Here is a 26,605-nt window from a genome sequence, read left to right on the forward strand (position 1 = left end):
ATGGAAGATACTAATAACCACTCACAGATTCCTCAAGATAATAACCCTAGCGAGCAACCACAGCAACCTGCGCAAGAGCAATATGTTCATAGAGGTGAAGATGTTAATGATGGTAACGCTTTCGCGAAAGCGGAACAACCACCATCTATTCCAGATCCACAACAGCCACAGGTAGAAGATCCAGCAACGTCATTACATTTTAAAAACCGACTAGACTTAAATCATTTAAGTGCGGCGGTTTATAAAATCAAAGCAGAATTGCGCAAAGTGATCGTGGGACAAGAAGAAATGATTGATTTATTAATCGTTTCTATTCTTGCAAACGGACACTCTTTAATAGAAGGTGTGCCTGGTGTGGCAAAAACGGTAACAGCAAAGTTGCTTGCAAAAACTATGCAGGTAGAATTCTCGCGTATACAGTTTACGCCAGATTTAATGCCGTCAGATATTTTAGGAACCTCAGTTTTTTCTATGAAAAACAATGAGTTTGAATTTAAACCTGGTCCTATTTTCTCTAACATCATACTAATTGATGAGATCAACAGGGCACCTGCAAAAACACAAGCTGCATTATTTGAAGCAATGGCAGAGCGTCAGGTGACTATAGATGGTAAAGAATACCAGCTCAACGCACCATTTCTAGTATTTGCAACACAAAACCCTGTAGAGCAAGAAGGTACTTATAGACTGCCAGAGGCTCAATTAGACCGTTTCTTATTTAAGATTAATGTAGGTTACCCTAATCTAGAAGAAGAGATACAGATTTTAACAGACCATCACGCACGTAAAAATGCCGATGCAGAATCTACCGTAAATGGTATACTGTCTGCAAGCGAAATTGAAAAATATCAAAAAACGGTTAAGGAGATCGTCATAGAAGATAACCTGATCAAGTACATCGCAAAGATTATACTGGACACACGTAATAATCCTAATTTATATCTAGGAGCATCACCTCGTGCATCTATCGCGATTATGAATGGTTCTAAAGCTTATGCAGCTATTATGGGACGTGATTTTGTAACGCCAGATGATATTAAGTACATCGCAACTGCAGTAATGCGTCATAGAATTATATTAACTCCAGAGAGAGAAATGGAAGGCTTAACAGCAGATAGAGCTGTAGCACAAATATTAGAAAACATAGAGATCCCTAGATAGTGAAGAAATTTTTCAAAAGCCTCTATTTGCAAAAACGCTTCTTTATAGCACTAGGTATTCTAGTGGTGCTATTTGTGTTTGCGTTCTTTTTTGAACGATTGATTGATTATCTTAAAATAGGCTTCTTTGTAATAATAGGGTTGCTTTTAATCGATATCTTATTACTATATAGAACTAAAGACGCTATAAAAGCAAGCCGTGTTTTACCAGATAAGTTATCTAATGGTGATAAAAACCCTGTAGAGATTTTAATTACTAATCACTACAACTCTAAGATTTTTCTCAACATTATAGACGAGTTACCTGTACAATTTCAGGAACGTGATTTTAGAATTATAGATGAGGTAGATGCAGGTAAGTCTAAGACGTTTTCTTATACCGTGCGACCTACAGAAAGAGGTGAGTATCATTATGGTGGTCTACAAGTATTTGTAGGAAGTCCGCTAGGTCTAGCACAGCGCAAATTTTCTTTTAATCAAGATGCTATGGTGCCTAATTATCCATCATTCTTGCAGTTGCGCAAGTATGAATTAATGGCATTTACTAACAAGCTCAGAGATTTTGGACTAAAAAAAATAAGGAGAATAGGGCATACCATGGAATTTGAACAGATTAAAGATTATGTTCAAGGAGACGATGTGCGCAATATCAACTGGAAAGCTAGTGCAAAACGCAACCAGTTAATGATCAATCAATTTCAGGATGAAAAGTCACAACCGGTATATTCTGTAATAGATAAAGGTCGTGTCATGAAAATGCCTTTTGAAGAGTTGAAGTTGGTAGATTATGCTATTAATGCAACTCTTGTTATTTCTAACATCGCCTTAAAAAAAGGAGATAAGGCAGGAATGTTTAGTTTTTCTGATAAATTATCTAATCAGGTGATGGCACAAAAAAGAGCCTCTCAAATGAATTTAATTCTAGAGACACTATATAATCTAGATACCGATTTTAAAGAGAGTGATTTTGGTAGGCTTTACATAGATATTAAACGTACGATTACGCAACGTAGTTTATTGCTTTTATATACTAATTTTGAAACCATGGATGCGTTGCACAGGCAGCTTCCATACTTACAAGCTATTGCAAAAAATCATTTATTAGTGGTTATATTTTTTGATAATACAGAATTAAAAGAACTGATAAGACAGCCGGCTACTACCACACATGAGATTTATCAACAAACCATTGCCGAGAAGTTTATCTATGAAAAACGTTTAATCGTTAACGAGCTTAATAAATATGGTATTCAAACCATACTTACCGAGCCTCAAAACCTTACGGTAAATACCATAAATAAATACCTAGAGATTAAAGCTCGTGGACTTTTATAAAACTTAGTAATCTGTGTGGTAATAAACGACTGCTTATCGTATAGGTATGTTTAAGTTTATTGACATTGATCAAGAAATTTTAAGACATAAAAAAATGCTTAAACCTTATAAGTAGATTTAGCATTCTTATATTTTTTAAAAATACTGTTTCTTAATGCGTTTGTAAATTAGAGCGCAGTAACGTTATTTCTTGTTTAATCTTTAAGGCTATTTGATTTAACTTATCACTATAAGCTCTATCATTTACACCAGCCTCAAAAGATTGCTTCATTAAACAGCTGTATCGTTTTTCTAACCTACGCAGCTCCTTTATTTTGCTTTCATAAGATTTGATATCTTTTTCCATTTCATACTTTTCTAGAGTACAAAATTAGTAGAGTTGTAAATTATTTTATTCTAGTAAATTGTTAAGTTTCAGATGACTTAGGTTAAAGTAATATTAAAGACTTGAGATAGGCTTCGTCAAAAATATGGTGTCGTTAAAATCAGTTGAGAGTAATTATTATAAAAACAAAAAGCTATGAATGTAAACATCCATAGCTTTTACCCCTTAAATATGTCCATATGGACATTTATAAGACTCTTAAAACGCAAATAGGTTGCGTGAAAAAATGATTAATTAATCCTGTAAAGCAAAAACTTTAACTAATAGGTCTGTGCTTCTTGAACTTACGTTCTCGCGAATTTGTATTTCTTCTTCAGCAATTACCTTAAAAACACCTTCTAGTGCTTTTTGAGTAACATAATCTGTTAGATCTGGGTTAACACTATTAGTAAAAGGAATCGTATTATATTTAGTAATAGCATTGCTCCATAAATTTGTAGCACCTACTTTACTTAGACTATTTTGAATAACTGGAGAGAACTTAGTATAAAGTTCTTCTTGCGTTCTACCTTCTAGGTAGGCTGTAGCAGCTCTTTGGTCACCTAAAAGAATATCTTTTGCATCATTAAAAGTAATGTCCTTAACAGCGTTTACAAAAATAGGTAAAGCCTCTTTTGTAGCATCTTCGGCAGCGCGGTTTAATAATTTAAGACCTTCGTCTGCAACACTACTTAAACCTATTTTTCTAAGGCCATCATCTACTTTTTGAAGTTCTTCTGGTAATAAAATCTTAACCAGATCATTTTTATAAAAACCATCAGTACCCATTAATTTAGATACCTCTTTATCTATACCTTGATCTAGAGCCTGTCTTAGACCGTTACCTATGTCAGCTTGTGATAGTACACTACCAGTACCTTGTGGTAAGTTATTTACGATTTCTTGTAAGCTACCACAGCTACTTAATGTGATCATGGCAACTAGAATAAAGGCAATTTTTTTCATTTGTTTAATTTTGTTCAAAGATATATTAAAACTATGACTGCAAGAATTAACAATAGTTTGATCATGGTATAAAATTTGATCAATAAATTTTTAACTAAACCAATCTTATGAAACATTTTTTAACGCTTCTAGCCGTCTCGATTCTCTTAACGAGTTGTTACACTACTCAAAGTCTAGCAAATAGAGTAGAATCAGAACCTGTAGTTCTTACTAAAACCATTCTAACCGGATTATATGAAAATAAAATCCCAGATGACGTAGAGAATAGTCTTTGGAATGACCTCTGTTTACATTTTCCTAATAAGTCACATGATGTACTAGAAGGTAATCAAGTCTATATAGAGTACAAAGAAGATAAAAGCATCACGGCAGAGCTTTATCAATATGGCAGACTCATCGATACCATGACTTTAAAAGGCACACCCAAAGACAATTATTTTACTATAAGAAGAGGTAGTTCTTTTTTTACCATTCTATTAATTACTAATAAAGTGAGTAAGAAAACGATTTTAGGGAACGATGCTAATGCCGATTTAATTCTCGCCCAAGGATATTCCAGTAATACCATGTTGTTAGAAGATCAAATAGGGGATAAAGATGGTACAGTTACCGCAACCTACATGAGACTAGGTGACGCGAGACCTGCCCAAACTTTTTTTCAATAAAACTGTAAACTAAAAAAGCAGGAATCATCTGTATTAGATATTCCTGCTTTTTTAATTTTTAAATAAGGGGTTTACTTATCTATAGAACCCATTACTTTTTGTGCAAAAGCATTTGCAGCTTCTACACCGGTCATGCCTTGAGCAACATTGTTATGTACCTCAAGAGCACCACATATATTTGTGATTAATTCTCCTACCACATCCATTTCTTCTTCAGTAACAGATCTGTGTTCAGAAAAACTTTCTAATACTTCTAGAGTAGCTTCTAGCGCCTCTGGAGTAGTATTTTTTTGCAGGTGTCTAATTACTGGTAACTTCATTTACTAAGTCTTTAAGATTCTCAAATTTATTAGTCTGTACCTGGTTTACAAAAGCCCCATTTTTAAAAGTAGCAAACGTAGGTAAGTTATCTACCGTAGCCATTTTACGAGATTCAGGAAACTTTTCAGCATCAGCTAGAATAAAAACAGTGTTTTCATTCTCACCAGCTAGCTTTTTAAACTTCGGTTTCATCACACGGCAGTTACCGCACCATGACGCCATATATTGTACTACTACAGTATCATTTCCAGCAACGATTTCCTGCAGATTATCTTGATCTAATGTTTGCATAATAAAATTTTTTAAAAGAATGGAGAAAGTAGATTTTGATCTACTTTCTCCATAAATAAGTGACTTCTAATTAGTTTTTAGAAAGGTACTCAGCAGTAGCGTTACGGTTTGCACCCATAGCATCTTTACCTTCTTCCCAGTTTGCAGGACATACCTCACCATTTTTCTGTACGTGAGTATACGCGTCTATCATTCTTAAGAATTCGTTTACATTTCTACCTACAGGCATGTGGTTCACACCTTCATGAAATACAGTACCTTCTTCATCGATAAGGTAAGTAGCTCTATAAGTAACATTATCACCTACAAGAACGCTATCATCGATCTCTTCGTTGTATTCTATTTCTACATCTAGAATATCTAGAGTACCAGAAAGATTACGGTTAGAATCTGCAAGAATGTCATAAGTAACACCTTCTATACCACCATTATCCTTAGGAGTGTTTAACCATGCAAAATGTACCTCTGGAGTATCACAAGAAGCACCTATTACGATAGTGTTTCTTTTTTCAAATTCACCTAGCGCTTCTTGAAAAGCGTGTAATTCTGTTGGACATACAAAAGTGAAATCCTTTGGATACCAAAATAAAAGTACTTTCTTACCTTTATTTTTAGCTTCTTCAAATACATTTAATTTGAATGTATCCCCCATTTCATTCATTGCATCCACATCTAGATTTGGAAATTGTTTGCCTACTATAGCCATGATTTAATATTTAAAAATTAGTCTGTTTTTTCAGGGTGCAAATGTAGTGTCCGCTTTCGCGAAAGCGGAACAATTTCCATCTCATTAACAAATGTTGCAATAGATTTTGATTATTTAAAAAGAGATTTTAAATAAATTTAAGTAATAACTGATATTTCTAAGTGATTTTAATTTCTATCATTTTCTGAAAACTATTTTATCAAGTATCTTCCTCTCCAATTTAAAGCATATGTTTTATAATTCAGTTTTATTTTTATTTATGGTAATGCTTTTAAGTGTAAGTCATGGACAAGAGACTTGTCATAATTTCTCAATGGTTTCTTTTCAGGAAGGTGAAAAGATTACGGATTATTATATAAAAATTTATCATAAAGAAAAAGTATTGATTCTTTATGATAATGATACTGGTAAAATTTGCATTAAGGATAATGTGTTCAATAAATCAGACTCATTTTCAGTTCACTATAATTTTCAACAAAAATCAATTCCTAAAGACTACGATTTTACCAATCCAATGCCGTTTAAAACTGAATCAGAGTTAGATGAGATTGTTTTAAACTCTAAAAAGTGTTACACAGAAATCGGACCAGCTAAGGGGAAGACTATTCCTCATACTTTAGGTAATAATCAGATTAGTGTTCTAAGTTTCCAAATTGATAGTTTGAGCTCGGGAATGAATGTCGAACAAATAAAATTTCATTTTAGAGGTGCTGGACTTTTTATACCTACAAGAAGTTATGAAGCTCAATTTAAAGTGCTCATATATCATTCTTTGGATCCTAATTTTGAAAACATGACTCAACTAGTCAATGATAGTACAAGTCATATAGTTGATTTTAGAGGTAGAGGCTGGCTAGATGTGGATTTATCAGAATTAGAAATAAAAATTCCAGAAAAAGGATATATCATGTATGGATTATAATGTGTAAATGGATCTTTGAATATTTCCCAAAATAAAGTAAATAAGAATAAAGATTTAAATTCAGCATTTCTTATGTTTTATGAATTTCGAAAGCCATTTATTAGAATAAATAAATCTGAATATATACCTAGAATAAAATTACAGCTTTTTAATTATGAATAAATTTTTAACCTTGTTTCTGTTAATTATCTGCTTCAATGTAACTGGACAATCAAGAAAATATGTTTATGATTCTATCTCTAAAGAACCTTTAGAATATGCTACAGTTCTCCTTTATAAAAATTCAAAAGTAATAAAAGGTTCTTATACTGATTCTAAAGGAGTATTTACTTATGAAAATTTAAAAGTAGACTCTATCCAAATTTCTAATATTGGTTATCAAAATTTGACAGTAAATGCATTGGATTTAATTAAAAATAATTCCTTTTATTTAACTGCAAAAAAAGAATCATTAGATGAGATTTTAATTTCGGTTAAAAAATCGACGGATGTTGGCTTAATTAATGAGAAAGATAATGGGAAACCATTGGGTTTTGGCTATTCAAGGGAAACTGGAATCTATTTAGAAAATAATTTAGATGGAATCAAATATATAACTTCTGTAAAATTTAAAATTGCTAAGGTTTTTGACCCTATGGTTGTACGTGTTAAAATTTACAGTGTTGATACCCTTGAAAATCGTTTGTATCCAGGAAAAGTTTTAAATAATAATGATTATTTATTAAAAGTTGATAAAAAGTCAAAGGAGCCATATGAAATACTGTTTTCAGAGAAATTACAGTTTCCTGAAAATGGGATGTTTGTTATTTTAGAAGGAGTTGATTTTATTAATGAGACACCTAAAAAAGGAAAAAAGTCTGGTATAAGATTAGCTGCAACAAGATCTGATGAAAATATTTATTATTATAAAGTAAACCATTCATCTGAGTATTGGCTGGATTATAATCGTTGGGCTATTCATGATTACAGAATTTCTTTTGGAAAAGAAATACCACGAAAGTGGTTATCAGTACCTTTAATAGGTGTTACTATAAATGATTAATCCTAGGTGAATCCAATTCTCATTTGATGAGAGTTGGGTTTTTTTATCCTGTTATTCCTCTGGTTTTATCTCATTCAACTCCACATTTTTACTCGCTGCATATTGATAACCGCTTTCCCACCATTGTTTCATTTTTTGTTTTTTAAAGATGAGTGAGTTGGTAGTCAGTACAGTAGGAGTGTAGTATAAGTTAATTATAGCATCATTTTTATTTGCTACATATTTACCTATGGTTATGTTTTGCTTTTCTATGCGGTCCATCATAAAACCGTGTAGATTGGAGAGTAAGGAGAATACGTTCTTAGAAGGTAAGTTGTTATAATAAGCTACTTCAGTTTCTAGAATAATCACATCTACTTCGGTAGCACCACGATCTATAGCTTCTTTAATAGGCACCATACTACCAAAACCACCGTCGGCATACTCACAACCGTTTTTTCTAACAAGGCTCATAAAAGGTATGTAATTGCAAGAAATCCATATCCAGTCTACAAAGTCTTCGTAGTCAAAATCGTTGATAGATTTATACTCGGTTTCATTTAAAGAAATATTAGATACCGTAACGACTACATCTTTGGCACTTTGCTTTAATTCATTAAACTCTGCTATAGAAAGCGTTTTCTTTATGAGTTTTCTTAGGTTTTTACTCTCACCAAATGTTTTTGAACCTCTATAGAAATTTTTTAAAACATTCCAGTGATTGATGCTTATTTGATCCTGACCAAATTTATCTTTCTTGACTAAAAAAGGGCGTCTATTAAAAATAGAAGATTGATTTACACTGGTATAAATCTCTTTGATCTTCTCTATTTTATCGAGAGCAAGATGTGAGATCAATAAACTACCAGTAGAGGTACCTATGTATAAATCATACTCATAGCCTAATTCTTCTTTAAGGTATTGAGCCACGCCACCACCGAAGGCGCCTTTACTACCACCACCAGATATTACTAATGCCCTCATAAATAGGTGTTATTCTTTGTTTGCTTCTAGTAATAAACTATCGTAGATAGTAGTTCTTATTTTCTCAGAATTGATAAAACCATTCCCATAACCAGCCTTTTCATATTTCTCAGTGATGGTTGCATCTTTTTCTACTTCTTCACGAGATTTCCCAGATGCTATAGCTTCACTAATTTGTGTTCTTAAATCGTCTAACATAGCAATAGATTGCTCTAAATCATGATAATCACCTAATGGTCCGTGACCTGGGACTACCCTAGTATCTTTATTGATAGTAGTTAGTATTTGTTTTTGAGCAGCGATATAACCAGTAATAGAACCGCCAGATTTGAGGTCTATAAATGGATAACCACCGTTAAACATCACATCACCCATATGTACGACATTGCTATTTAATAAATAGACAAAGCTATCACCGTCTGTATGTGCGTTATGTACATGAATGATCATGTTTTTATAATCATCTACCACTAATTCATATTCTTCTTCAATGGTCTTTTCTGGTAAAAAACCTTCGCTTTTATCACTGGCTTCTAATCTCTTTAATACATTTTCATGTGCAATAACAGTTACTTGATCTGAATTGAAATTCTCATTTCCACCGGTATGATCGCCATGGTGATGTGTGTTGATAAGAAAGGATATAGGTTTTTCGGTAATTTTTTTAATAGCAGTCATTAATTTGTCACTTAATGGTGCAAATTGAGAGTCTATCATGACTACCTTTTCTTCTAGAACCTGAATTAGGATGTTACCACCAGCTCCTTCTAGCATGAATACATTGTCGGTTACCTCATGTGTTTTAATCTCTACTTTGTCAAATCTATTCTGTGCGCTAGTACCTAATACAGTGAATAGGCTTATAGCAAAAAGTAATCTTTTCATTTTTGTTTATTTGGCAGTGAATTTATACTATAGAGATCACAAAAGAATCAACATTTAAAACTCTGACGGCTCTTCACCTAGTGTACTCATGGTAGGTTTAGGTGCTGCAAGTTGTCTAATTTTTATTCTGAACGCAGCAAATATTAAGGTCATAAAAGGAGATAACCAGTTGAAAATCGCATAAATAAAATAATCTTTTACGTCTACACCTAGCGTGGTACTTTGATATGCTCCACAAGTATTCCACGGTATTAATGCGCTAGTTACTGTACCAGAATCTTCTAGCGTTCTAGATAAATTTTCTGGAGCAAGTCCTTTTTCTTTATAAGCTTTAGCATACATTTTACCAGGTACTACGAGTGCTAGATATTGGTCACTTGCCGTTACGTTAATAGCAAGACAACTCACTACCGTACTTGCAAAAAGACCAAATACAGAATCAAATAAATTCAATAATGCACGACTTATACGCGATAAAGCACCTATAGCATCCATAATACCACCGAATACCATCGCGCAAATAATCAACCAGATAGTCCCTAACATAGATTCCATTCCTTTTCCTTCAAAAAGTCCAGCTAGTTTTTCTGCAATCTCTGGATTATCAGTTACAGGAGCAACTGCTGTTTTTACAGTAATGGCATTCATAACACCTTTGTACATCGCACTAGCATCGTATTTTTCTAATCCAGATATCGCATGTACTAATTCTGGTTGAAATATTAAAGCAAACACACCAGCTAATAGAGTACCTATCAATAAAGCGATTAGTGGAGATACTTTTTTAACAATCATAGCAATTACTATAACAGGCACTACAAATAGGATAGGAGTAGTGTTAAAAGTAGCGTCTATAGCAGTCTGGTATTGAGAAACATCTGCTACACCTGTCGTGTCTAAACTAAACCCTATAATTATAAAAACCAAAAGGGTAATTACAATAGTAGGCACAGTAGTAATAGTCATGTACTTAATATGAGTAAAAAGATCAGTGCCAGCCATAGCAGGAGCAAGGTTAGTCGTGTCACTTAATGGGCTTAATTTATCACCAAAGTAAGCACCACTTAAAACGGCACCAGCAGTCATACCTGCACTTATATCTAGCGCACCAGCTATACCTATTAATGCAATACCTACAGTAGCACTAGTGGTCCAGCTGCTTCCTGTAGCAACAGAGATGACGGCACATATAATAACACAAGCTGCTAGAAAAATAGATGGATTTAAAATATCTAGACCGTAATAAATCATCGTTGGGATGATACCACTTAACAACCAGGTACCGGCTAGAGCACCTACCATCAATAAAATTAAGATAGCACCTGTAGTAGATTTAAGATTTTGTGCCACTTCTTCTACCATAGATTTATAAGTTACTTTATTAAAATAACCTACTATTCCAGCAACAGTAGCACCCAATAGAAGTACAAATTGGTTAGAACCACTTAAAGAATCATCACCATATATATAAACATTGATCGCTAGCATCGCGACTAGAGCAAATACAGGAATTAAGGCTTCCCAAATACTTAGCTCTCTGTTTTCTATGATTTTTTCGTCTTCGTGGTTGATATTTTGACTTTCCATAAGGGTAATTGATGAACTGTAATGTTACGATTTTGTGAAACGAGTTGCAAACTGGATTTTAAACCGTTTTATATTTTTTAAGAAGATGTTTTTCATAACCTAGCTTTCGCGAAAGCGTAACCATAACAGACAGCAGTGGTTTTATCCATCTAAATAGAAAATGATCTACCTGAGTATCACCCCAGTGGAGTAATAAAATGGCATGAAAGGGATTGTAAGGCATCTGGTTCTTACCAAAGGTTTTACCATCGCCTACTAATCCAAAAAGAACTGCCATAAAATTTTCAAAATTGGGCTGTCCTGGTTCTAAACGCGCTTTAAATACTATAGAATCTTCTCCAGGGTTGTAAAATCGGTGCGCATCTAGCAGAGGAACTTTAAAGTTTTCATTAGGTTTCAATAAAATTTCTTTTCCTAAATAATGAACACCCAATGTACCTTTAATCGGATAAAAATCTTCAGTAAATTGCTTGTGAAAGTGAATAGGGTTGCCGCCACCTGGTTGTAATTCTACCTCTATAAGCGTATAGGCACCGTTAGTTTGCGCGCTAGTTTTGAGTATGGTAGCTTTTTCTTTGGTAACAGGATTTAAGTAAACTTGTGGCATAGGTCAAAGGTACTACCTAAATATTCTATTCATTTATAGAAATAGAAAAGTAGCTATAATGGATAACTTTAATAAATAGATAACAAATACTGATCGATAAATCAAGGTATTGAGATGGCATCCTATTACATTTGTAATTCAAAGTTTACAATTATGTCAGAGAAGATAGAAAGAATAAAATGTTTGATCATAGGTTCAGGACCTGCTGGATATACTGCAGCTATATATGCCGCACGTGCAGATATGAAACCTGTAGTTTATACAGGTATGGAACCTGGTGGACAGCTTACTACAACTACTGAGGTAGATAATTTCCCTGGTTACCCAGAAGGAATAGATGGTCCAGCTATGATGGTCGATTTACAGAAACAAGCAGAGCGTTTTGGTACACAAGTACGTATCGGGATGATCACAGAGGTGAATTTTGCTACTGAAGAAGGTGGTATTCACACAGCTGTTGTAGATGGTAAAACTAAAATAGAAGCTAATACGGTAATTATTTCTACCGGTGCAACGGCAAAATATTTAGGACTAGAGAGTGAACAAAGATTGCGTGGTGGTGGTGTAAGTGCATGTGCAGTATGTGATGGTTTCTTTTATAGAAATCAAGATGTAGCGATAGTAGGTGCTGGTGATACTGCTGCTGAAGAGGCTTCTTACCTTGCAAATATTTGTAAAAGTGTTACTATGCTAGTGCGTAAAGATCACATGCGTGCATCTAAAGCTATGCAACATAGAGTAAATAGTCTAGAGAATATTACGGTACTTTATAATTCTGAAGTAGATGAAGTTCTAGGTGATACGGTAGTAGAAGGTTTACGTATTGTAAATAATCAGACACAAGAAAAGCACGAGATAGCTATTACTGGTATTTTTATCGCGATAGGTCACAAGCCTAATACAGATATCTTTAAAGGACAGCTGGACATGGGTGAAGATGGATATTTAAAAACTATTCCAGGTTCCACAAAGACTAACATGCCTGGTGTATTTGCATCTGGAGATGTACAAGATAAAATATACAGACAAGCTATTACAGCTGCTGGTACAGGATGTATGGCTGCACTAGATGCAGAGCGTTACCTTGCCGAAGTAGGAGTGGTAGATGAAACTAAAGCTGGTGATTATTACGTAGAGTAAATGACCTAGTGTTAAAGCAAAAAAAATCCCCATTGAAACTAAAGTTTCAATGGGGATTTTTAATTTAAATAAGAACGTTTATTCTCTACTAAGAACAGACTTACCAGCAAATTTATTTAAATCGATTTTAGGAGAGTTGTGTAGCTCTACTTTTGCATCACCACTAGACTCAAGATTAAGTTGGTTTTTCACATTGATTACAGCGTCTGCATTATCTGTAATATTAAGATCTAGTTTGTTAAAAATTAGATTTTTACCTTTAAAGCTGCTTTTACTATTTAATTGTAAGTAAGCAGTTTTAACATCACCTTCTATGGTAGCATCTGCGCGATCTTTCATGTTTAACTCAAGATCGTCATATTTGATTAGTGCTTTTACAGTCGTGTTGTTATCCAGATTAACAACAGCTCTTTTACCAGTAAGGTTTAATTCTGCTTCTGTACTGCGTTCTGCATTAAGTGTTAATCTTTCAACTGTTGCAGTTAAATAAACTTCAGCATCCTTTTCTATGTTCAATTCTAGATCTTCAAAAAGCAGGCTTGTTACAGAAGATAGTTGTGCGTCATCAGTAACAGTGATTTTATTTAATTCTGGACCGTAAATAATTCTAAATTTCATCTCTTTTTTAGAACGTATTTTAGCTGTAGTAGTAACCACTAGTTTACCATCTATAACTCTAGCGGCAAGATACTGGTGTAGGTTAGAATCTGTAGTGATCTCTACCTGTGGGGAAGCTCCAGGAATAATTTCTATTTCATAATCTCCATTGATTTCTAATGTCTCAAAGGGATCGATAGGGCTTATCTCGGTAGTAACCTCACGGTTTCCTTTTACCTTAATAAGATCTTGAGCACTCATTATAGTAGTGCTTAATGCAAACACAAATATTAGTAATTTTTTCATTGTATTAATTTATTTGGTAAAGGTAAAACAAAAACCGCTCCAACATGAATTGGAGCGGCTAAGAGTTCTACATCTCAATCACAAGGGTAGAACGTCAACTGAAAATTACAATCTAATAAGTGTCTGTAGTCTTTACAGTTACACCGCCTATATCTAGTGAGGTAGTCACTGTAACTTTGTCTTCGTTTTCTACATCTTCATCTTCATATTTCCATTTTCCATCTGTAGTAGTTGTAGAATCGATAATTCTATTAGTATCTAGAGCGTCGTTTTTAATAGAATTATTGTGTCTAGATCTAAAAGTTCCATCTTTAGGACATTCTAAACATATTGTTTTTCCATCGCTTATCTCATACTCATAATTACCGTCGTAGCGTTTATCTATTCTCAAAGCTTCGTCAGTCATCCAGGAATCATAACGGTCTTTAAAGCTATTATTAAACTTAACTTTAGTTCCTTTAGGTAAATAGATGGTTACATTCACTCGTTGACCGAACACGCCCGAACCTTTAGGAACAATCAAGTAACTAGGAGCGGTAAAAGAAGAGTCTGTAACCTCATAATCATAGACTAGTGATTCTGCATTTAATTTTGCGGTGTCAAAAGAGTCTCCTTTGGCCTTAAAATTAACACTTACTCGTGCCAGACTATCTCTACTCGTAGCAAATGCTATATAGACGTTATTTTTTCTAACGGCTTTTTCTCCATTATAATCAACAACTTTTAAACCATTGCTAGTTACATAAGTCTGGTCTCCTAGATTACCGTTTTTTAACAACTGCAATTCAAACACTTTCTCTTTATCAATAGAAAATTCTTGAACTTCTATTACATTACCATCATAGGCTTGTGTGGCAGCTATTCTTGCAACAGAAACACTAAGTACAATTACAGAAACAATCCACAGTACCACAAGAATTATTTTTGCAGGCATCCCGATAGATTTCAAATTATTAACTAATAACTTAAGACCTAAAATGGCAAGTACTAGTAAAGGAATACCGACAGCAAAAATAATAGCCGTTAATAAAATCCATGAAGCCTGATGGTTAGGTATCACGACATCAAAGAAGTGAATTAAATTCTGTCCATCTACATCAATAAAACTAGCTGTAATTAAAGAAACAACAAGACCTATAAGAGCAGTAGTAGCACTTAAGAAAACTATAAGGCCTATAATTTTAACTAATGCTTTAAAAAAGCCTTTGATTAATCTTCCTAAAAAACCGAAGAATCTAATAGAACCTCGTTTACCTTTTTGACCTACAATATGGTGGTCGGCGTCAGTCTGCCCATCGACCACGGGCTCAAAACCCTGCTTAAAATTTTCTTCTATATTAGAGATGTTCACTTCTTTCCCCATCATTGTTAGGCGCTGGTTAGTAGTTACCGCATCTGGTACAAGAATCCATAGTAATACATAAATAGGTATCGCCCATCCTACACTAAAGAATACTAATAATACCCAAGCAACTCTCAACCATACCGCATCTATACCTAGATAGTATCCCATACCACCAGAAACACCACCTACATAACCGTTTTGTGTATCTCTAAAAAGTTGTTTGTTTTTACCAGTAGTTCTGAATTTACTTCTGGAAGTCTGCTCTTCAAATATCTCTTCATCAACCTCGTAATCTTCCGGTTGTCCCATGATATTAATCACTTCTTCCACGTGATTTATAGAAATTACTTGTTGTTCGTTAGCTCTTTTTTCTAGAAAGAGCTCGGCAATGCGCGATTCTATGTCGCTCATTATCTCGTCTGCGCCGCTAGTACCGGCAAATGATTTACGTACCGCTGCTACATAACGTTGCAGTCTTTGATAGGCATCTTCGTCTATATGGAAGAACAGCCCAGCTAGGTTTATATTGATGGTCTTGTTCATGATTTTTTAGTTTTAGGTATGGTCACTAGGTTAACTGCATTTTTAAGATCGTCCCAGGTTGTGGTCAGTTCTGTAAGGAAAATTTTACCAGTTTCAGTAAGTCCGTAATACTTACGTGGTGGTCCACTGGTGCTTTCTTCCCAGCGATAATTAAGCAATCCAGCATTTTTAAGTCTCGTGAGTAATGGATAAATAGTTCCTTCTACCACCAGCATTTTAGCATCTTTTAAAGTTCCTAGAATCTCAGCCACGTAGGCGTCATCTTCTTTTAAGATGGATAGAATGCAGTACTCCAGTACGCCTTTACGCATTTGCGCTTTTGTGTTTTCTATCTTCATATTAGTTATTATTAGGTACTTCTACCTCAGTATGATGAGGTATGAAGTTAATCGTTAAAGGGTAATCGTAATTATCACCATCATGTGCTTTTATAGCGGCTTTAATCGTACATACTAGATCTGTTACAGCTAGTATTAAAATTAAAGTGCCACATATAAAACCACTAGCTATTACGGTACTAAAAATTCCCATGTCATCCCAAAACGGAAAATCATGACCGTGATCCATTGCTTCCCATAAACTAGGGCCGCCAGAAATCATAGATCCTATTATAATACCGCCACCTATAAAAGCGAGTATGATCGTATAAAGTGTAATACTCATTTGAAAATTAATAGCCTGTTTACCATGTCTATCAATAAAATCAGATTTCTTAGAGTTTATCATCCATAAAAGAATGGGTAGAATGAAATTACCTAAAGGAAAAAGCCATTTACCGAATGTCAATAAATGAATTCCTGTAGCAATATTATTGTGGTTGTTTTGGTTCGTTGATTCCATAGCCTATTATTTTCTTATGCAAATATATGGTTAAAAGATAGTATTATGCAATACAAAGTACCATATATTTTTCTATAACCTATTGATTTTTAAAGTCCCGCTTTCGCGAAAGCGTAATGATTACAAGGCTTATCAGAGTTTTTATAATCTTAATTTATTTTTTAAAATTTGTTTTTGATTTTTAAATATTTAGTTTATTTGGAGCGATTTCTTATTCATTGCATACAAAAACTTATAAATAGAATTCGGTTTTTAACTTGCAAAAGCGATTTAATTATTAAATTCCCGAACACGATTTAAACACCATCTTATGATCACGCCTAAGAAAATTAATGCCTTTACATTTTTGAAATTACCTAGTTGCTGGTGGAGTGGTGTGAGGTGTAAAGAAATAGATGCAGAAAACTGTACGGTAACTGTAAAGCATAAATGGTTCAATCAGAATCCATTTAAAAGTATGTATTTTGCTGTACAAGCCATGGCTGCCGAACTTTCTACAGGAGCTCTAGTTATGTCTTATATTCAAAAAAGTGATGCTCGTGTCTCTATGTTAGTAGCAAATAATAAAGCAACTTTTACTAAAAAAGCCACAGGCCGTATTACATTTAAATGTCACGATGGACTTGCTATTAAAGAGGCGATCGAGAAAGCAGTCTCAACTGGCGAGGGTCAGACAGTATGGATGACATCTCAAGGTGTAAATGAAGAAGGTGTGCAGGTAAGTGAATTCCAATTTGAGTGGACAGTTAAGAAGAAATAGTTTACAGTCGCAGTTTTCAGTAGGCAGTCGTCCCAGAAAATTTGGCTCGAGATATTTAATTGTGATAATTGTCGTTTCCAAATGTGTCAGGGATCGGTTAGTTCTATAATATTCTGTGTTTTTAATTCTATTTCTTAAGTATTTACTAATCTCTAATCGCATAAATTGCCCAATGTTTATCTTCACTTCATGAAAGCAAATTTCCAGAAATACGTTTTAGAATTTAAACAACCGGCAGGAACTTCTCGTGGCGTTTTAAAAACCAAAAACACTTGGTTTCTTGTCATTAATAACGGTGATAAACAAGGTGTAGGAGAGGTGAATATGTTTGCAGGGCTATCCATAGATGACAGACCAGAATTTGAAAAGCAACTGCAATGGACTTGTGATCATATTAATTTATCGCCGGTAGAAATGATGAGCGCTTTAAAAAAATGGCCTTCTATTTTATTCGGTTATGAAATAGCGATGAGGTCCTTGCAATCCAGTGATCCATTTACATTGTTTCCATCTATGTTTACAGAGGGACAAGATGCGATTTCTATCAATGGGCTCGTATGGATGGGAAATCAAGATTTTATGATGCAACAGCTAGAAGAAAAACTAGTAGCAGGATTTAATTGCATTAAAATGAAGATAGGCGCTATCGATTTTGAAGCAGAAATGAGTCTATTAAAATTGATACGTTCTCGCTTTCGCGAAAGCGAGATTACTATAAGAGTAGATGCAAATGGTGCTTTTACACCTCAAAATGCATTGGGTAAACTAGAAGAAATCGCAAAATACGATGTACACAGTATCGAGCAGCCTATTAAACAAGGGCAATGGAATGATATGGCAAGACTGTGTGAGCAAACGCCACTAGATATTGCGCTAGATGAAGAATTAATAGGTCTTTATGATATAGAAGAAAAGATAGCCTGTCTAGATGCAATTAAACCACAATATATTATCTTAAAACCTGCACTAGTAGGTGGTTTTCAAAGTAGTAGAGAATGGATAAATCTCGCTACAGAAAGAAATATAGACTGGTGGATTACTAGTGCGTTAGAATCTAATGTAGGTCTTAATGCTATTGCTCAATTTACGTATACGCTAGGTAATAAAATGCCGCAAGGTCTAGGTACAGGTTCTCTATATACTAATAATATCGAGGCGCCGCTAGAGATTAAAAATGGACAGTTGTGGTGTAACACATCGGGCAATTGGGATACTAATAAAATAAAGTTTTAAATATGTTTATTAAAAGAGGTGCAAACGGTTTTCATGAGACATGGAAGTGGTTAATAGGTGCCGTGGTGATATTTTTGGGTTGTCAGTTTTTTGGTGCTATGCCATTTACTATTGCTGTGGTTTATGAACAATTTACGCTTCATGGAGTAGATGCAATGAATAGTCTAGATGAGTCTACATTAATGAATACCTTTTCAAAAAATGTTACTTTCTTTTTATTGATGTTCAGTTTTGTAGTAGGTACGCTAGTGTGGTGGCTATGGGTTAAATATATTCATAAGTTAAGCTGGACAGCATCGACTACCTCGAGAGCTAAATTTGATTGGAATAGAACGTTCTTTGCTTTTGGTGTGGTAGGACTTGTTTCTATAGCAACTACTTTAATAGGATATTATAGTGCGCCAGAGGTTTATATATGGAACTATGACGCGACTAACTTTGCGATACTTGCAGTTATTGCAATCGCTTTAGTGCCTATTCAAACCACATGGGAAGAGCTGTTTTTTAGAAGCTATGCTATGCAAGGATTAGGAATTATATCTGGTAATAGAGCAGTTCCTTATATTCTTACTTCAGTTGTTTTTGGGATGATGCATATTTTTAATCCAGAAATTGCTACTATGGGGTATATCGTCATGATATGGTATGTAGGTACCGGTTTTCTTTTAGGTACTTTTACTTTAATGGATGAAGGTACAGAGCTTGCTATAGGTTTTCATGCTGCAAATAATTTATTTATTGCGTTATTAGTAACAGCAGACTGGACAGCATTTCAAACAGATTCCCTATTAATAGACACATCAGATCCTACTGCAACATGGGAGACTTTTATACCTATGTTTATTTATTATCCTGCTTTAATTTTATTGTTTGCTAAGAAATACAAATGGAACAATTGGAAAGATAAATTGTTCGGTAAAATAGAAGTACCTGCCTTAATAACTAATTATGATACCCAAGATACATCTCACATTTAAATTAAACGGTCACTCTCTAGATTATGAAGGAGTGATGACTGTTGCATATAGTTATGTCAAAGAAGGTGAAGAATGGGAAAAGCAAGTAGGTGATTTTTTACTAAGCTGGCTGGATAACTTTGATGTAGTTACGGTTAAAACTAGTGGTTCCACTGGTGTTCCTAAAGAGTACAAACTAAAAAAACAGCATATGATTAATAGTGCTGTTATGACAGGTAAACGCTTTGATATAGGAATAGAAAATGATGTGCTTTGTTGTTTGCCGTTAAGTTATATAGCTGGTAAAATGATGCTCGTGCGTGCCATGACTTTAGGCTGGTACATAGATCTAGTACAACCTAGTACAACGCCATTAAGGAAAGTAGAAAAGAGATATGATTTTACGGCCATGTCACCGTTGCAAGTTTCTAAATCTCTAGACGATATACACAAAGTACGTAAAGTGATCATAGGTGGTGGTGCTGTTTCTCAAGGTTTAATCGATCGATTAGATGGAAAACACACGCAAGCATTTCATACGTATGGAATGACAGAAACAGCTTCTCATATAGCAGTGAGGCAATTATATCCTTCTTATGAAGAGAATTATTCTGTTGTAGAAAATGTAGCAGTAGAGAAAGATGAGGAAGGTAAACTGGTTATTCATGCTCCAGACCTCGCCAGCACATCTTTAGTTACTAACGATCTGGTAGAATTAGTTAACGAGAATGAGTTTAAAATTCTGGGTAGGGTAGATGATGTAATTAATACAGGATCTGTAAAAGTGCATCCAGCACAAGTAGAACAGAAGTTGTCGATTCATATTAATGAGCCTTTCTTTTTATCTGCAAAGAAGGATGAAGAACTAGGTGAGAAAGTTATTCTCGTAATGCAAGGTGAAGAAAGAGATCTAAAACAGGCTTTTAAAAAGTTAGATAAATTTGAAGTGCCTAAGGAAATTTACTTTGTAAAAGAGTTTGCTTTAACGCACACAGGTAAATTAGATAAGAGAGTAATTTTAGAAAAGCTATTTTCAGGTAATAGATAAAGACTCATGAGAGCCTTAAAAGTAAAAAGCCTTTAATACTAGTTGTATTAAAGGCTTTTATTATTCTCTTGTGTTATCTATTCTTTTAGCAATAACATCTGTAGCTCTATCGAGCATGCGATAAACGTTTTCAAAACCTTGTGTGCCGCCGTAATATGGATCTGGAACATCAAGATTTTCTTCTGGAAAAGCTTCATCTAGTATTTTGATAACCTTTTTCTTTTCTTCTTCTGTAGAAGCAAGTGAGGTTACATCATCATAATTAGACTGGTCCATTACATAGATATAATCAAATTTCTGAAAGTCCTCTTTTAAGAGTTTACGACTTTTTTGATTTGTTATATCCAGACCGTTTTTCTTTGCAATAGCAATGGATCTTTTATCAGGAGCTTGTCCTTTATGACCACCACTAGTACCTGCACTATCTACTTTAAATTTTGTGAAATTTAATTTAGATCTCATCAAGCCTTCAGCAAGTGGAGACCTACATATATTACCTAAACATATCATGAGTATGTTAGTCATAATAGCTTCTAGTTAGAAAGTTTTTTATGTAAATCTTCAACATATTTACTGAATTGTTTATCAGTAGAAGCAAGATTATCAACAGTCTTACAAGCGTGTAAAACAGTAGCGTGATCACGCTTACCTATTTGAGTACCTATACTTGCTAGAGATGCCTTAGTAAGTTTCTTTGAAAAATACATAGCTAGTTGTCTCGCTTGTACAATATGACGCTTACGTGTTTTAGACTGTAATGTTTCTACATCCATAGAGAAATAGTCACTTACTACTTGTTGTATTTGATCTATAGAAATCTCACGTTTTGTGTTCTTTACATAGTTCTCTACAATCTTGCGTGCAAGATCTATGGTAATGTCTTTACGATTAAAAGAAGAGTGTGCGATTAAAGAAATAATAGCTCCTTCTAATTCTCTAATGTTGGTTTTGATATTATCTGCTAGATAATGAATTACATCATCATCCATTTCAACACCATCACGGTACAGTTTGTTCTTGATTATAGAAACACGAGTTTCATAGTCAGGATGATTTAACTCTGCACTAAGTCCCCATTTAAAACGGGAAAGTAAGCGCTGTTCAATATCCTGCATGTCTACAGGTTTCTTATCACTTGTAAGAATCACTTGTTTACCATTTTGGTGCAAGTGATTAAATATGTGGAAGAATACATCTTGTGTACTTGCTTTACCAGCAAAGAACTGAATGTCATCAACAATAAGAACATCTACGATTTGATAGAAGTGAATAAAATCATTTCTATTATTCTTACGTACAGATTCAATATACTGTTGTGTAAATTTTTCAGCGCTTATATAAAGTACTGTTTTGTCAGGGTAGTTTTCTTTGATACCTACACCTATGGCATGTGCAAGATGTGTTTTACCTAAACCTACACCACCGAATATCAATAGAGGATTAAAGCTAGTTCCGCCAGGTTTGTTAGAGACAGCCATACCAGCACTACGTGCTAGTCTGTTAGAATCACCTTCTAAGAAAGTTTCAAAGTTATAAGAAGGATTAAGTTGAGACTCGATCTTTACATTTCTTATTCCAGGAATAATAAATGGATTCTTAAGCTCTGGACTTTTACTTCTAACCGGTGCATCTACAGACTGCGAGTTATTAATAGAGCGGTTACTACTAGGTATTTTTTCGGTAAAGGCTTCCATACCTTTAGTAGGGTTCTCCATCTTGATCGCATAGATCAATTTTGCGCCCTCGCCTAACTCACGTGTTAAGGCAGTTTTTAATAATTTTATATAATGTTCTTCTAGCCATTCATAAAAAAAACGACTAGGTACTTGAATACTTAAGGCAGTATCTGTTAGCTTTACCGGCTTAATAGGTGCAAACCAAGTTTTATAAGCTTGGGGCGCAATATTATCTTTTATAAAAGCTAGACAATTGTCCCATACCGATTCTGCAGTCAGTGTCATATATATTACTTTTTTCAAGTTAGAGTTGGGTCGATTAAGAACTAAAAATCACAAAGAAATCCTGTTGTTAAAATCGATGACAAATATGTGTATAAAAAACCTTAAAAAAAATTTATTTCAGGTTTGATTTCTGAAAAAAAAGTCGCAAGGATATTTCTTTTTTTAAAACCTAATTATTAATTATAAATTATTATGGATACTATCACAATTAACATAAAACCTAGATACTCAGAAACTGATCAAATGGGAATTATTCATCATGCTAACTACTTGATATACTTAGAGCAAGCAAGGTTAGAGTGGTTGAATCAATTAGGTTTTTCCTATGTTAAAATGGAAGAAAGTGGTGTGTTGTTACCGGTATATAACATCGATATTAAGTACAAAAATCCGATCAAATTTGGGGAGGAAATTTCTGTCAAAATCAGACTAAAATCACTGCCTACCACAAGGGTTGTTTTTGAGTATGAAATAGTTAACAACAGTGGTGTTCTCTGTGCAATATGTGATCTAACATTAGTTTTTACTGATGCAAAAACTTTTAGGCCTAGAAAACCTATTCCAGAATTCCTTAAAGCTTGTGAACAATTATTCTAATTATATAGGTTCTTAACAATTTCTGTTAGTTAATAACGCTGTAATTTCCTTTTTGTTTTATAAAATTGATGATGATAATCATTCAATTATTTATTCTATAGCTTTTGCTTTTAAAGGGTACATTTTATTGATTTGAGCTGTGACGGCTTCTTGTCGTGATGCTGGAACGTCAATATTGATGATGCAGCTAGCAGTTAATTCTTGTTTTCCTATTTTAAAATTATTTTCATCTATAAATCTCATGACCTGACTCATTTGTGGGTATTCAAATTTGATCTCAATAGATGCGGTGATTGTGCGTACTTTAATTTGAGCGGTTTCTAGACTTATTTTTGCAGCTTCTCGATAAGCGCTTATTAAGCCACCTACACCTAGTTTAGTACCGCCAAATATTCTAGAAACGACCACTAGAACATCGCTCAATTCAAAAGAATTAATTTGCCCTAATATTGGGTCACCAGCACTGTGACTAGGTTCTCCATCATCATTTGCTCTATAATTATTATCGTCTGCACCCAGTTTCCATGCATAGCAATGGTGTCCAGCTTTAGGATGTCTATTGCGCAATGGAGCTATTAAATCATTTACCTCTTCATCACTAGTTATAGGGAATGCATAGCCGTAAAATTTACTGCCTCGATCCTTATATAGAATCTCGATAGTGGGTTTTGTTATCGTTTTGTAGGAATCTGTCAATTATAAAATTATGTTAAAGCAATCTTAAGAACTTGTGAAAGCGATTAGTTAGAATATTTTAGCAAAATAACTATTAAACTTAACCAATGAAAAAGATCTTAGCCTTATTATTTTTATCAGTCGCAATAATTAGTTGTGAGACGGAACCTTTAGACCCTAGCTTAAATTCTGGTGCTACAGGAGGTAGTGGTAGCGGTAGTGGTTCTGGTAGTGTAGATACTACTTTGATAGTAGGTTCTTGGGATTATGCAGACACAGAAACAGAATCTACAACGACATCTGTTGTGATGGGGAATACGATATCGCTTACTGTAGATATTGAGTTCGTAAGTTCTGATGCGGTTTTAGTTTTTAATACAGATGGGACTTATACAGTTAATGGTGATTTAACTATAGAGACTTTTCTTGCAGGAGCTTCTCAAGGACAAAGTACTAGTACTCTAGCTGAGTCTGGTACCTATACTATTAATGGTTCAAATATCACCTTTGCAGCTAATGGGGCTGGAACAGTTTTTGATGCAAATGCGGTTTATACCATTGTAGAATTAACTGCTACAGATTTAGAAATTACTGTGGCTTCAGATGTGACACAAGTGATAAGTGGTGTTAGTCAGCGCACAGTCATAGAAGGTTTTGCTTCTTTTACTAGATAATACACATTCTTATATTCATTAAAGCCTTTCTTAATAGAGAGGCTTTTTTTTGTGTTACGCTTTCGCGAAAGCGATCATAAGAATAGCAACTATAGCTACTATGATACCTATGTAATTCTTTGGGATTAGTTTTTCCTTGAATATGAGGATACCAAGAATAGAAGCAAAAAGCACCGTAGCAACATTATTAATTGGGTAAACCACACTGCTTTCCATTCCGTTTTTTAAAGATTTAATTATAAAGTAAATTGAAAAATAGTTAGGAATACCTAATGTGATACCGGCTATAATAGATCTTAAATTGATATAGCGTTTTTGTGTCGCCTCGTACAAAAGAATAATGATACCTATTATAAAAGCGGTGGCAAAACACATAGCGCTGAATAAAGATTCCTCGCCTACTGGGACGTAGTTTATTTCGGCATATTTAAGTGTGGTGTCTATGATACCGCTTCCCAAAAATAAAATGACAGGAAGAATAAGTGTTTTTTTGTCCAGTTGAAGTCCATCCTTACTTTTAACCGAAGTAAGGTATACAGAAATAAGAGCGAGTAATATACCTGCTATTTTCATCCATCCTATAGATTCTTCATATAGCCATATTCCCGCGACAACAGGAATAACAAGTGACATTTTTCCAGATACAGCGGCTACAGTAAGGCCGTTTTTCTGGCTGGTAAGTGCCATGATATTAAAGATGAAGATAAAAAGTGCGCCTATAAAAAACGAATAATACAGCCAGTCTGCCTGTAAGATGTTTTCCACATTAGGTACACGTCCATAGGATATCAAGCCTGTGATACATGCAATGATATAATTAGTGATGATAGCATGTAAGGTGTTTACTTTAAAAATTTCAAAGTATTTGAAAATCACATAAAGTAAACTAGATGTGATAACACTTAGTAACAACCAGATCATGCGTTAAGATATGTTTTTAAAACATCTTGCTTTAAAGTTACTCTATCTAGAATTGTGTAGTTGCCTTTTAATTTTGGCGCTGGCAGTCCGTGATGAAATAAAACTTCGGTTCCCATAAATTGCATCGCTTCATCCCATAAATTCACATCGATAAATTGCTGAATAGTACGTGCGCCGCCTTCTATAATTACCGATTGTATCTGGTTGTCATAGAGTTCTTTAATTATGCTTTCCGGCTGTGTTGATTTAACAATAATAGTAGGTGCTTGATTATCGAACACAACGTAGTTTTTATCTAGAGTATTTCTAGAATCTAAAACGATGCGTGTAGGGTTTACTCCATGCCAGTCTCTACAGGTTAGTGATGGGTTATCATCTATAACGGTTTGTGCGCCTATTAGAATTGCGTTTTCTTCAGCTCTTAATCGGTGAGATAACTGTCTAGAATAGGAGTTAGTAATCCATACTGGTTTTTGTTCGTCTTTTTGTGCAGGCGCTATAAAACCATCGGCAGTTTCGGCCCATTTTAAAATAATATAAGGACGTTGTTTTCTGTGATAAGTGAAAAAGCGTTTGTTAAGAAGATTGCATTCTTTTTCTAGAACGCCTACCGTGACGTCTATGCCTACTTCTTTTAATATAGCAACACCTTTACCGGCTACTTTTTCATGTGGGTCTAGAGAGCCTATGACTACTTTTTTAAAGCCTTTTTTTACGATCATAGAAGCGCAAGGTGGTGTTTTTCCGGTGTGTGAACAGGGTTCTAGGTTAACGTATAATACCGCTTTCGCGAAAGCGTCTCTACCATAACCATTTTTCTCAGCATCACGCACTGCGTTGACTTCAGCATGTGGTTCACCAGATTTTTTATGCCATCCTTCTCCAAGAATTTCGTCATTTTCAGAAACGATCACACTTCCCACTAGCGGATTAGGGTATGTGGTGCCCAATCCATTTTGTGCTAGTTGTATGCAGCGTTGTATGTATTTCTCATCTACAGTCATTGTTACAAAAGTAAGGCTGAATTAAAATCAAAAAGAAAAATCCTTTTAAAATGTCTAGTCCTAAATAACCGATACAGATTATTAAAGGATTAAATTTATTATTTAAATCTCAATGAAGCTAGCTTCGTTGAGATTTTTTTGATTTGTATGTTTTTCTTGTTAATTGATTTTGTTTGTGCATTTGAATAGGT

At 34.3% G+C, this 26,605-nt stretch carries 30 protein-coding genes; 12 read left to right on the forward strand and 18 right to left on the reverse strand.

The genetic code is table 11. The annotated features are described in order from the left end of the window. Complete coding sequence (locus ABJF08_RS12540) at nt 1-1,161, forward strand: MoxR family ATPase (protein WP_348116582.1); 1,161 nt, start codon at nt 1-3, stop codon at nt 1,159-1,161. A 26-nt stretch (nt 1,162-1,187) separates the two neighbouring features. Continuing rightward, entirely contained in the window at nt 1,188-2,495 is a 1,308-nt protein-coding gene (locus ABJF08_RS12545; protein WP_348116583.1) for a DUF58 domain-containing protein, read from the forward strand. 151 nt (nt 2,496-2,646) lie between these two features. Here ABJF08_RS12545 and ABJF08_RS12550 read toward each other — a convergent pair whose 3' ends face one another. Continuing rightward, nucleotides 2,647-2,841, reverse strand: coding sequence for a Lacal_2735 family protein (locus tag ABJF08_RS12550; protein WP_348116584.1), 195 nt, complete (start codon nt 2,839-2,841; stop codon nt 2,647-2,649). A gap of 273 nt (nt 2,842-3,114) precedes the next feature. Continuing rightward, nucleotides 3,115-3,825: a DUF4197 domain-containing protein gene (locus tag ABJF08_RS12555; protein ID WP_348116585.1), complete on the reverse strand. Its 711-nt coding sequence runs from the start codon at nt 3,823-3,825 to the stop codon at nt 3,115-3,117. A gap of 107 nt (nt 3,826-3,932) precedes the next feature. On the opposite strand from ABJF08_RS12555, the gene ABJF08_RS12560 reads away from it, so the two are divergent. After that, nucleotides 3,933-4,490: a hypothetical protein gene (locus ABJF08_RS12560; protein ID WP_348116586.1), complete on the forward strand. Its 558-nt coding sequence runs from the start codon at nt 3,933-3,935 to the stop codon at nt 4,488-4,490. Nucleotides 4,491-4,561: 71 nt separating this feature from the next. Here the strand turns inward: ABJF08_RS12560 and ABJF08_RS12565 are convergent, their stop codons facing one another. From ABJF08_RS12565 to ABJF08_RS12575, 3 genes are all read right to left on the reverse strand, one after another. Beyond that, a complete protein-coding gene (locus ABJF08_RS12565) occupies nt 4,562-4,810 on the reverse strand; it encodes a hypothetical protein (protein ID WP_348116587.1) in 249 nt (82 codons plus the stop codon). Then, nucleotides 4,791-5,105: a thioredoxin family protein gene (locus ABJF08_RS12570; protein ID WP_348116612.1), complete on the reverse strand. Its 315-nt coding sequence runs from the start codon at nt 5,103-5,105 to the stop codon at nt 4,791-4,793. Before ABJF08_RS12570 ends, ABJF08_RS12565 begins: the two co-directional genes overlap by 20 nt. Nucleotides 5,106-5,172: 67 nt before the next feature. Continuing rightward, nucleotides 5,173-5,808 carry a peroxiredoxin gene (locus ABJF08_RS12575; protein WP_348116588.1) on the reverse strand — a complete coding sequence of 212 codons (636 nt, stop codon included), beginning with the start codon at nt 5,806-5,808 and terminating at the stop codon, nt 5,173-5,175. Nucleotides 5,809-6,121: 313 nt separating this feature from the next. Between ABJF08_RS12575 and ABJF08_RS12580 the strand changes: the two genes are divergently transcribed. Further along, nucleotides 6,122-6,730, forward strand: coding sequence for a hypothetical protein (locus ABJF08_RS12580; protein ID WP_348116589.1), 609 nt, complete (start codon nt 6,122-6,124; stop codon nt 6,728-6,730). A gap of 154 nt (nt 6,731-6,884) precedes the next feature. After that, complete coding sequence (locus tag ABJF08_RS12585) at nt 6,885-7,772, forward strand: hypothetical protein (protein ID WP_348116590.1); 888 nt, start codon at nt 6,885-6,887, stop codon at nt 7,770-7,772. A gap of 51 nt (nt 7,773-7,823) precedes the next feature. Here the strand turns inward: ABJF08_RS12585 and ABJF08_RS12590 are convergent, their stop codons facing one another. The 4 genes from ABJF08_RS12590 to ABJF08_RS12605 are packed head-to-tail and all read right to left on the reverse strand — an operon-like array spanning nt 7,824 to nt 11,814. Continuing rightward, nucleotides 7,824-8,735, reverse strand: a complete 912-nt coding sequence (locus tag ABJF08_RS12590) for a patatin-like phospholipase family protein (protein WP_348116591.1) — start codon at nt 8,733-8,735, stop codon at nt 7,824-7,826. A 9-nt stretch (nt 8,736-8,744) separates the two neighbouring features. Next, nucleotides 8,745-9,620 carry an MBL fold metallo-hydrolase gene (locus tag ABJF08_RS12595; RefSeq protein WP_348116593.1) on the reverse strand — a complete coding sequence of 292 codons (876 nt, stop codon included), beginning with the start codon at nt 9,618-9,620 and terminating at the stop codon, nt 8,745-8,747. A 54-nt stretch (nt 9,621-9,674) separates the two neighbouring features. Next, complete coding sequence (gene nhaC / locus ABJF08_RS12600) at nt 9,675-11,207, reverse strand: Na+/H+ antiporter NhaC (RefSeq protein WP_348116594.1); 1,533 nt, start codon at nt 11,205-11,207, stop codon at nt 9,675-9,677. Nucleotides 11,208-11,265: 58 nt separating this feature from the next. Continuing rightward, nucleotides 11,266-11,814, reverse strand: a complete 549-nt coding sequence (locus tag ABJF08_RS12605) for a cupin domain-containing protein (protein ID WP_348116595.1) — start codon at nt 11,812-11,814, stop codon at nt 11,266-11,268. Between the two features lie 153 nt (nt 11,815-11,967). Between ABJF08_RS12605 and trxB the strand changes: the two genes are divergently transcribed. After that, the gene (gene trxB, locus ABJF08_RS12610; protein WP_348116596.1) at nt 11,968-12,954 is read left to right on the forward strand and encodes a thioredoxin-disulfide reductase; all 987 of its coding nucleotides are present in this window, start codon (nt 11,968-11,970) and stop codon (nt 12,952-12,954) included. A gap of 78 nt (nt 12,955-13,032) precedes the next feature. Here the strand turns inward: trxB and ABJF08_RS12615 are convergent, their stop codons facing one another. The 4 genes from ABJF08_RS12615 to ABJF08_RS12630 form a co-directional block, all read right to left on the reverse strand. Beyond that, complete coding sequence (locus tag ABJF08_RS12615) at nt 13,033-13,857, reverse strand: DUF2807 domain-containing protein (RefSeq protein WP_348116597.1); 825 nt, start codon at nt 13,855-13,857, stop codon at nt 13,033-13,035. A 112-nt stretch (nt 13,858-13,969) separates the two neighbouring features. After that, a complete protein-coding gene (locus ABJF08_RS12620) occupies nt 13,970-15,745 on the reverse strand; it encodes a PspC domain-containing protein (RefSeq protein ID WP_348116598.1) in 1,776 nt (591 codons plus the stop codon). After that, a complete protein-coding gene (locus ABJF08_RS12625; protein WP_104515431.1) occupies nt 15,742-16,083 on the reverse strand; it encodes a PadR family transcriptional regulator in 342 nt (113 codons plus the stop codon). The genes ABJF08_RS12620 and ABJF08_RS12625 overlap by 4 nt, the downstream gene beginning before the upstream one ends. A 1-nt stretch (nt 16,084) precedes the next feature. After that, entirely contained in the window at nt 16,085-16,585 is a 501-nt protein-coding gene (locus tag ABJF08_RS12630) for a DUF4870 domain-containing protein (protein ID WP_348116599.1), read from the reverse strand. A gap of 310 nt (nt 16,586-16,895) precedes the next feature. Here ABJF08_RS12630 and ABJF08_RS12635 point away from each other — a divergent pair, with 310 nt between their 5' ends. The 4 genes from ABJF08_RS12635 to ABJF08_RS12650 all read left to right on the forward strand — a co-directional run bounded on the left by ABJF08_RS12635 (nt 16,896) and on the right by ABJF08_RS12650 (nt 20,582). Then, the gene (locus ABJF08_RS12635; protein WP_348116600.1) at nt 16,896-17,345 is read left to right on the forward strand and encodes a DUF4442 domain-containing protein; all 450 of its coding nucleotides are present in this window, start codon (nt 16,896-16,898) and stop codon (nt 17,343-17,345) included. A gap of 189 nt (nt 17,346-17,534) precedes the next feature. Next, nucleotides 17,535-18,578, forward strand: coding sequence for an o-succinylbenzoate synthase (locus ABJF08_RS12640; protein ID WP_348116601.1), 1,044 nt, complete (start codon nt 17,535-17,537; stop codon nt 18,576-18,578). Between the two features lie 2 nt (nt 18,579-18,580). Then, a complete protein-coding gene (locus ABJF08_RS12645; RefSeq protein ID WP_348116602.1) occupies nt 18,581-19,555 on the forward strand; it encodes a CPBP family intramembrane glutamic endopeptidase in 975 nt (324 codons plus the stop codon). Continuing rightward, nucleotides 19,527-20,582 (forward strand): AMP-binding protein, encoded by a 1,056-nt coding sequence (locus tag ABJF08_RS12650; RefSeq protein WP_348116603.1) that lies wholly within the window; start codon nt 19,527-19,529, stop codon nt 20,580-20,582. Before ABJF08_RS12645 ends, ABJF08_RS12650 begins: the two co-directional genes overlap by 29 nt. Nucleotides 20,583-20,642: 60 nt before the next feature. On the opposite strand, the gene ABJF08_RS12655 is transcribed toward ABJF08_RS12650, so the two are convergent. Beyond that, nucleotides 20,643-21,107 (reverse strand): low molecular weight protein-tyrosine-phosphatase, encoded by a 465-nt coding sequence (locus ABJF08_RS12655; protein ID WP_348116604.1) that lies wholly within the window; start codon nt 21,105-21,107, stop codon nt 20,643-20,645. A gap of 8 nt (nt 21,108-21,115) precedes the next feature. After that, on the reverse strand, nt 21,116-22,543 hold the full coding sequence (gene dnaA / locus ABJF08_RS12660) for a chromosomal replication initiator protein DnaA (RefSeq protein WP_104515608.1): 1,428 nt from the start codon (nt 22,541-22,543) through the stop codon (nt 21,116-21,118). Between the two features lie 192 nt (nt 22,544-22,735). Between dnaA and ABJF08_RS12665 the strand changes: the two genes are divergently transcribed. Then, nucleotides 22,736-23,140: a thioesterase family protein gene (locus ABJF08_RS12665; protein WP_348116605.1), complete on the forward strand. Its 405-nt coding sequence runs from the start codon at nt 22,736-22,738 to the stop codon at nt 23,138-23,140. A gap of 90 nt (nt 23,141-23,230) precedes the next feature. On the opposite strand, the gene ABJF08_RS12670 is transcribed toward ABJF08_RS12665, so the two are convergent. Further along, entirely contained in the window at nt 23,231-23,836 is a 606-nt protein-coding gene (locus ABJF08_RS12670) for a YigZ family protein (protein WP_348116606.1), read from the reverse strand. 86 nt (nt 23,837-23,922) lie between these two features. Between ABJF08_RS12670 and ABJF08_RS12675 the strand changes: the two genes are divergently transcribed. Further along, nucleotides 23,923-24,489, forward strand: a complete 567-nt coding sequence (locus ABJF08_RS12675; protein WP_348116607.1) for a hypothetical protein — start codon at nt 23,923-23,925, stop codon at nt 24,487-24,489. Between the two features lie 54 nt (nt 24,490-24,543). Here the strand turns inward: ABJF08_RS12675 and ABJF08_RS12680 are convergent, their stop codons facing one another. Further along, nucleotides 24,544-25,410 carry an EamA family transporter gene (locus tag ABJF08_RS12680; RefSeq protein ID WP_348116608.1) on the reverse strand — a complete coding sequence of 289 codons (867 nt, stop codon included), beginning with the start codon at nt 25,408-25,410 and terminating at the stop codon, nt 24,544-24,546. Next, nucleotides 25,407-26,414 (reverse strand): bifunctional diaminohydroxyphosphoribosylaminopyrimidine deaminase/5-amino-6-(5-phosphoribosylamino)uracil reductase RibD, encoded by a 1,008-nt coding sequence (ribD, locus tag ABJF08_RS12685; RefSeq protein WP_348116609.1) that lies wholly within the window; start codon nt 26,412-26,414, stop codon nt 25,407-25,409. The genes ABJF08_RS12680 and ribD overlap by 4 nt, the downstream gene beginning before the upstream one ends. Nucleotides 26,415-26,605: the final 191 nt, after the last annotated feature.

Source organism: Nonlabens sp. (assembly GCF_039941875.1).
In the GTDB taxonomy this organism is placed as follows: domain Bacteria; phylum Bacteroidota; class Bacteroidia; order Flavobacteriales; family Flavobacteriaceae; genus Nonlabens.

Coding starts and splice junctions, on each gene's coding strand:
- ABJF08_RS12580 (WP_348116589.1), top strand. CDS start 6,122: ATGGTTTCTTTTCAGGAAGGTGAAAAGATTACGGATTATTATATAAAA.
- ABJF08_RS12630 (WP_348116599.1), bottom strand. CDS start 16,585: ATGGAATCAACGAACCAAAACAACCACAATAATATTGCTACAGGAATT.
- ABJF08_RS12665 (WP_348116605.1), top strand. CDS start 22,736: ATGGATACTATCACAATTAACATAAAACCTAGATACTCAGAAACTGAT.
- ABJF08_RS12625 (WP_104515431.1), bottom strand. CDS start 16,083: ATGAAGATAGAAAACACAAAAGCGCAAATGCGTAAAGGCGTACTGGAG.
- ABJF08_RS12585 (WP_348116590.1), top strand. CDS start 6,885: ATGAATAAATTTTTAACCTTGTTTCTGTTAATTATCTGCTTCAATGTA.
- nhaC (WP_348116594.1), bottom strand. CDS start 11,207: ATGGAAAGTCAAAATATCAACCACGAAGACGAAAAAATCATAGAAAAC.
- dnaA (WP_104515608.1), bottom strand. CDS start 22,543: ATGACACTGACTGCAGAATCGGTATGGGACAATTGTCTAGCTTTTATA.
- ABJF08_RS12615 (WP_348116597.1), bottom strand. CDS start 13,857: ATGAAAAAATTACTAATATTTGTGTTTGCATTAAGCACTACTATAATG.
- ABJF08_RS12590 (WP_348116591.1), bottom strand. CDS start 8,735: ATGAGGGCATTAGTAATATCTGGTGGTGGTAGTAAAGGCGCCTTCGGT.
- ABJF08_RS12555 (WP_348116585.1), bottom strand. CDS start 3,825: ATGAAAAAAATTGCCTTTATTCTAGTTGCCATGATCACATTAAGTAGC.
- ABJF08_RS12565 (WP_348116587.1), bottom strand. CDS start 4,810: ATGAAGTTACCAGTAATTAGACACCTGCAAAAAAATACTACTCCAGAG.
- ABJF08_RS12595 (WP_348116593.1), bottom strand. CDS start 9,620: ATGAAAAGATTACTTTTTGCTATAAGCCTATTCACTGTATTAGGTACT.
- ribD (WP_348116609.1), bottom strand. CDS start 26,414: ATGACTGTAGATGAGAAATACATACAACGCTGCATACAACTAGCACAA.
- trxB (WP_348116596.1), top strand. CDS start 11,968: ATGTCAGAGAAGATAGAAAGAATAAAATGTTTGATCATAGGTTCAGGA.
- ABJF08_RS12605 (WP_348116595.1), bottom strand. CDS start 11,814: ATGCCACAAGTTTACTTAAATCCTGTTACCAAAGAAAAAGCTACCATA.
- ABJF08_RS12645 (WP_348116602.1), top strand. CDS start 18,581: ATGTTTATTAAAAGAGGTGCAAACGGTTTTCATGAGACATGGAAGTGG.
- ABJF08_RS12550 (WP_348116584.1), bottom strand. CDS start 2,841: ATGGAAAAAGATATCAAATCTTATGAAAGCAAAATAAAGGAGCTGCGT.
- ABJF08_RS12635 (WP_348116600.1), top strand. CDS start 16,896: ATGATCACGCCTAAGAAAATTAATGCCTTTACATTTTTGAAATTACCT.
- ABJF08_RS12560 (WP_348116586.1), top strand. CDS start 3,933: ATGAAACATTTTTTAACGCTTCTAGCCGTCTCGATTCTCTTAACGAGT.
- ABJF08_RS12620 (WP_348116598.1), bottom strand. CDS start 15,745: ATGAACAAGACCATCAATATAAACCTAGCTGGGCTGTTCTTCCATATA.
- ABJF08_RS12650 (WP_348116603.1), top strand. CDS start 19,527: ATGATACCCAAGATACATCTCACATTTAAATTAAACGGTCACTCTCTA.
- ABJF08_RS12640 (WP_348116601.1), top strand. CDS start 17,535: ATGAAAGCAAATTTCCAGAAATACGTTTTAGAATTTAAACAACCGGCA.
- ABJF08_RS12680 (WP_348116608.1), bottom strand. CDS start 25,410: ATGATCTGGTTGTTACTAAGTGTTATCACATCTAGTTTACTTTATGTG.
- ABJF08_RS12540 (WP_348116582.1), top strand. CDS start 1: ATGGAAGATACTAATAACCACTCACAGATTCCTCAAGATAATAACCCT.
- ABJF08_RS12655 (WP_348116604.1), bottom strand. CDS start 21,107: ATGACTAACATACTCATGATATGTTTAGGTAATATATGTAGGTCTCCA.
- ABJF08_RS12575 (WP_348116588.1), bottom strand. CDS start 5,808: ATGGCTATAGTAGGCAAACAATTTCCAAATCTAGATGTGGATGCAATG.
- ABJF08_RS12675 (WP_348116607.1), top strand. CDS start 23,923: ATGAAAAAGATCTTAGCCTTATTATTTTTATCAGTCGCAATAATTAGT.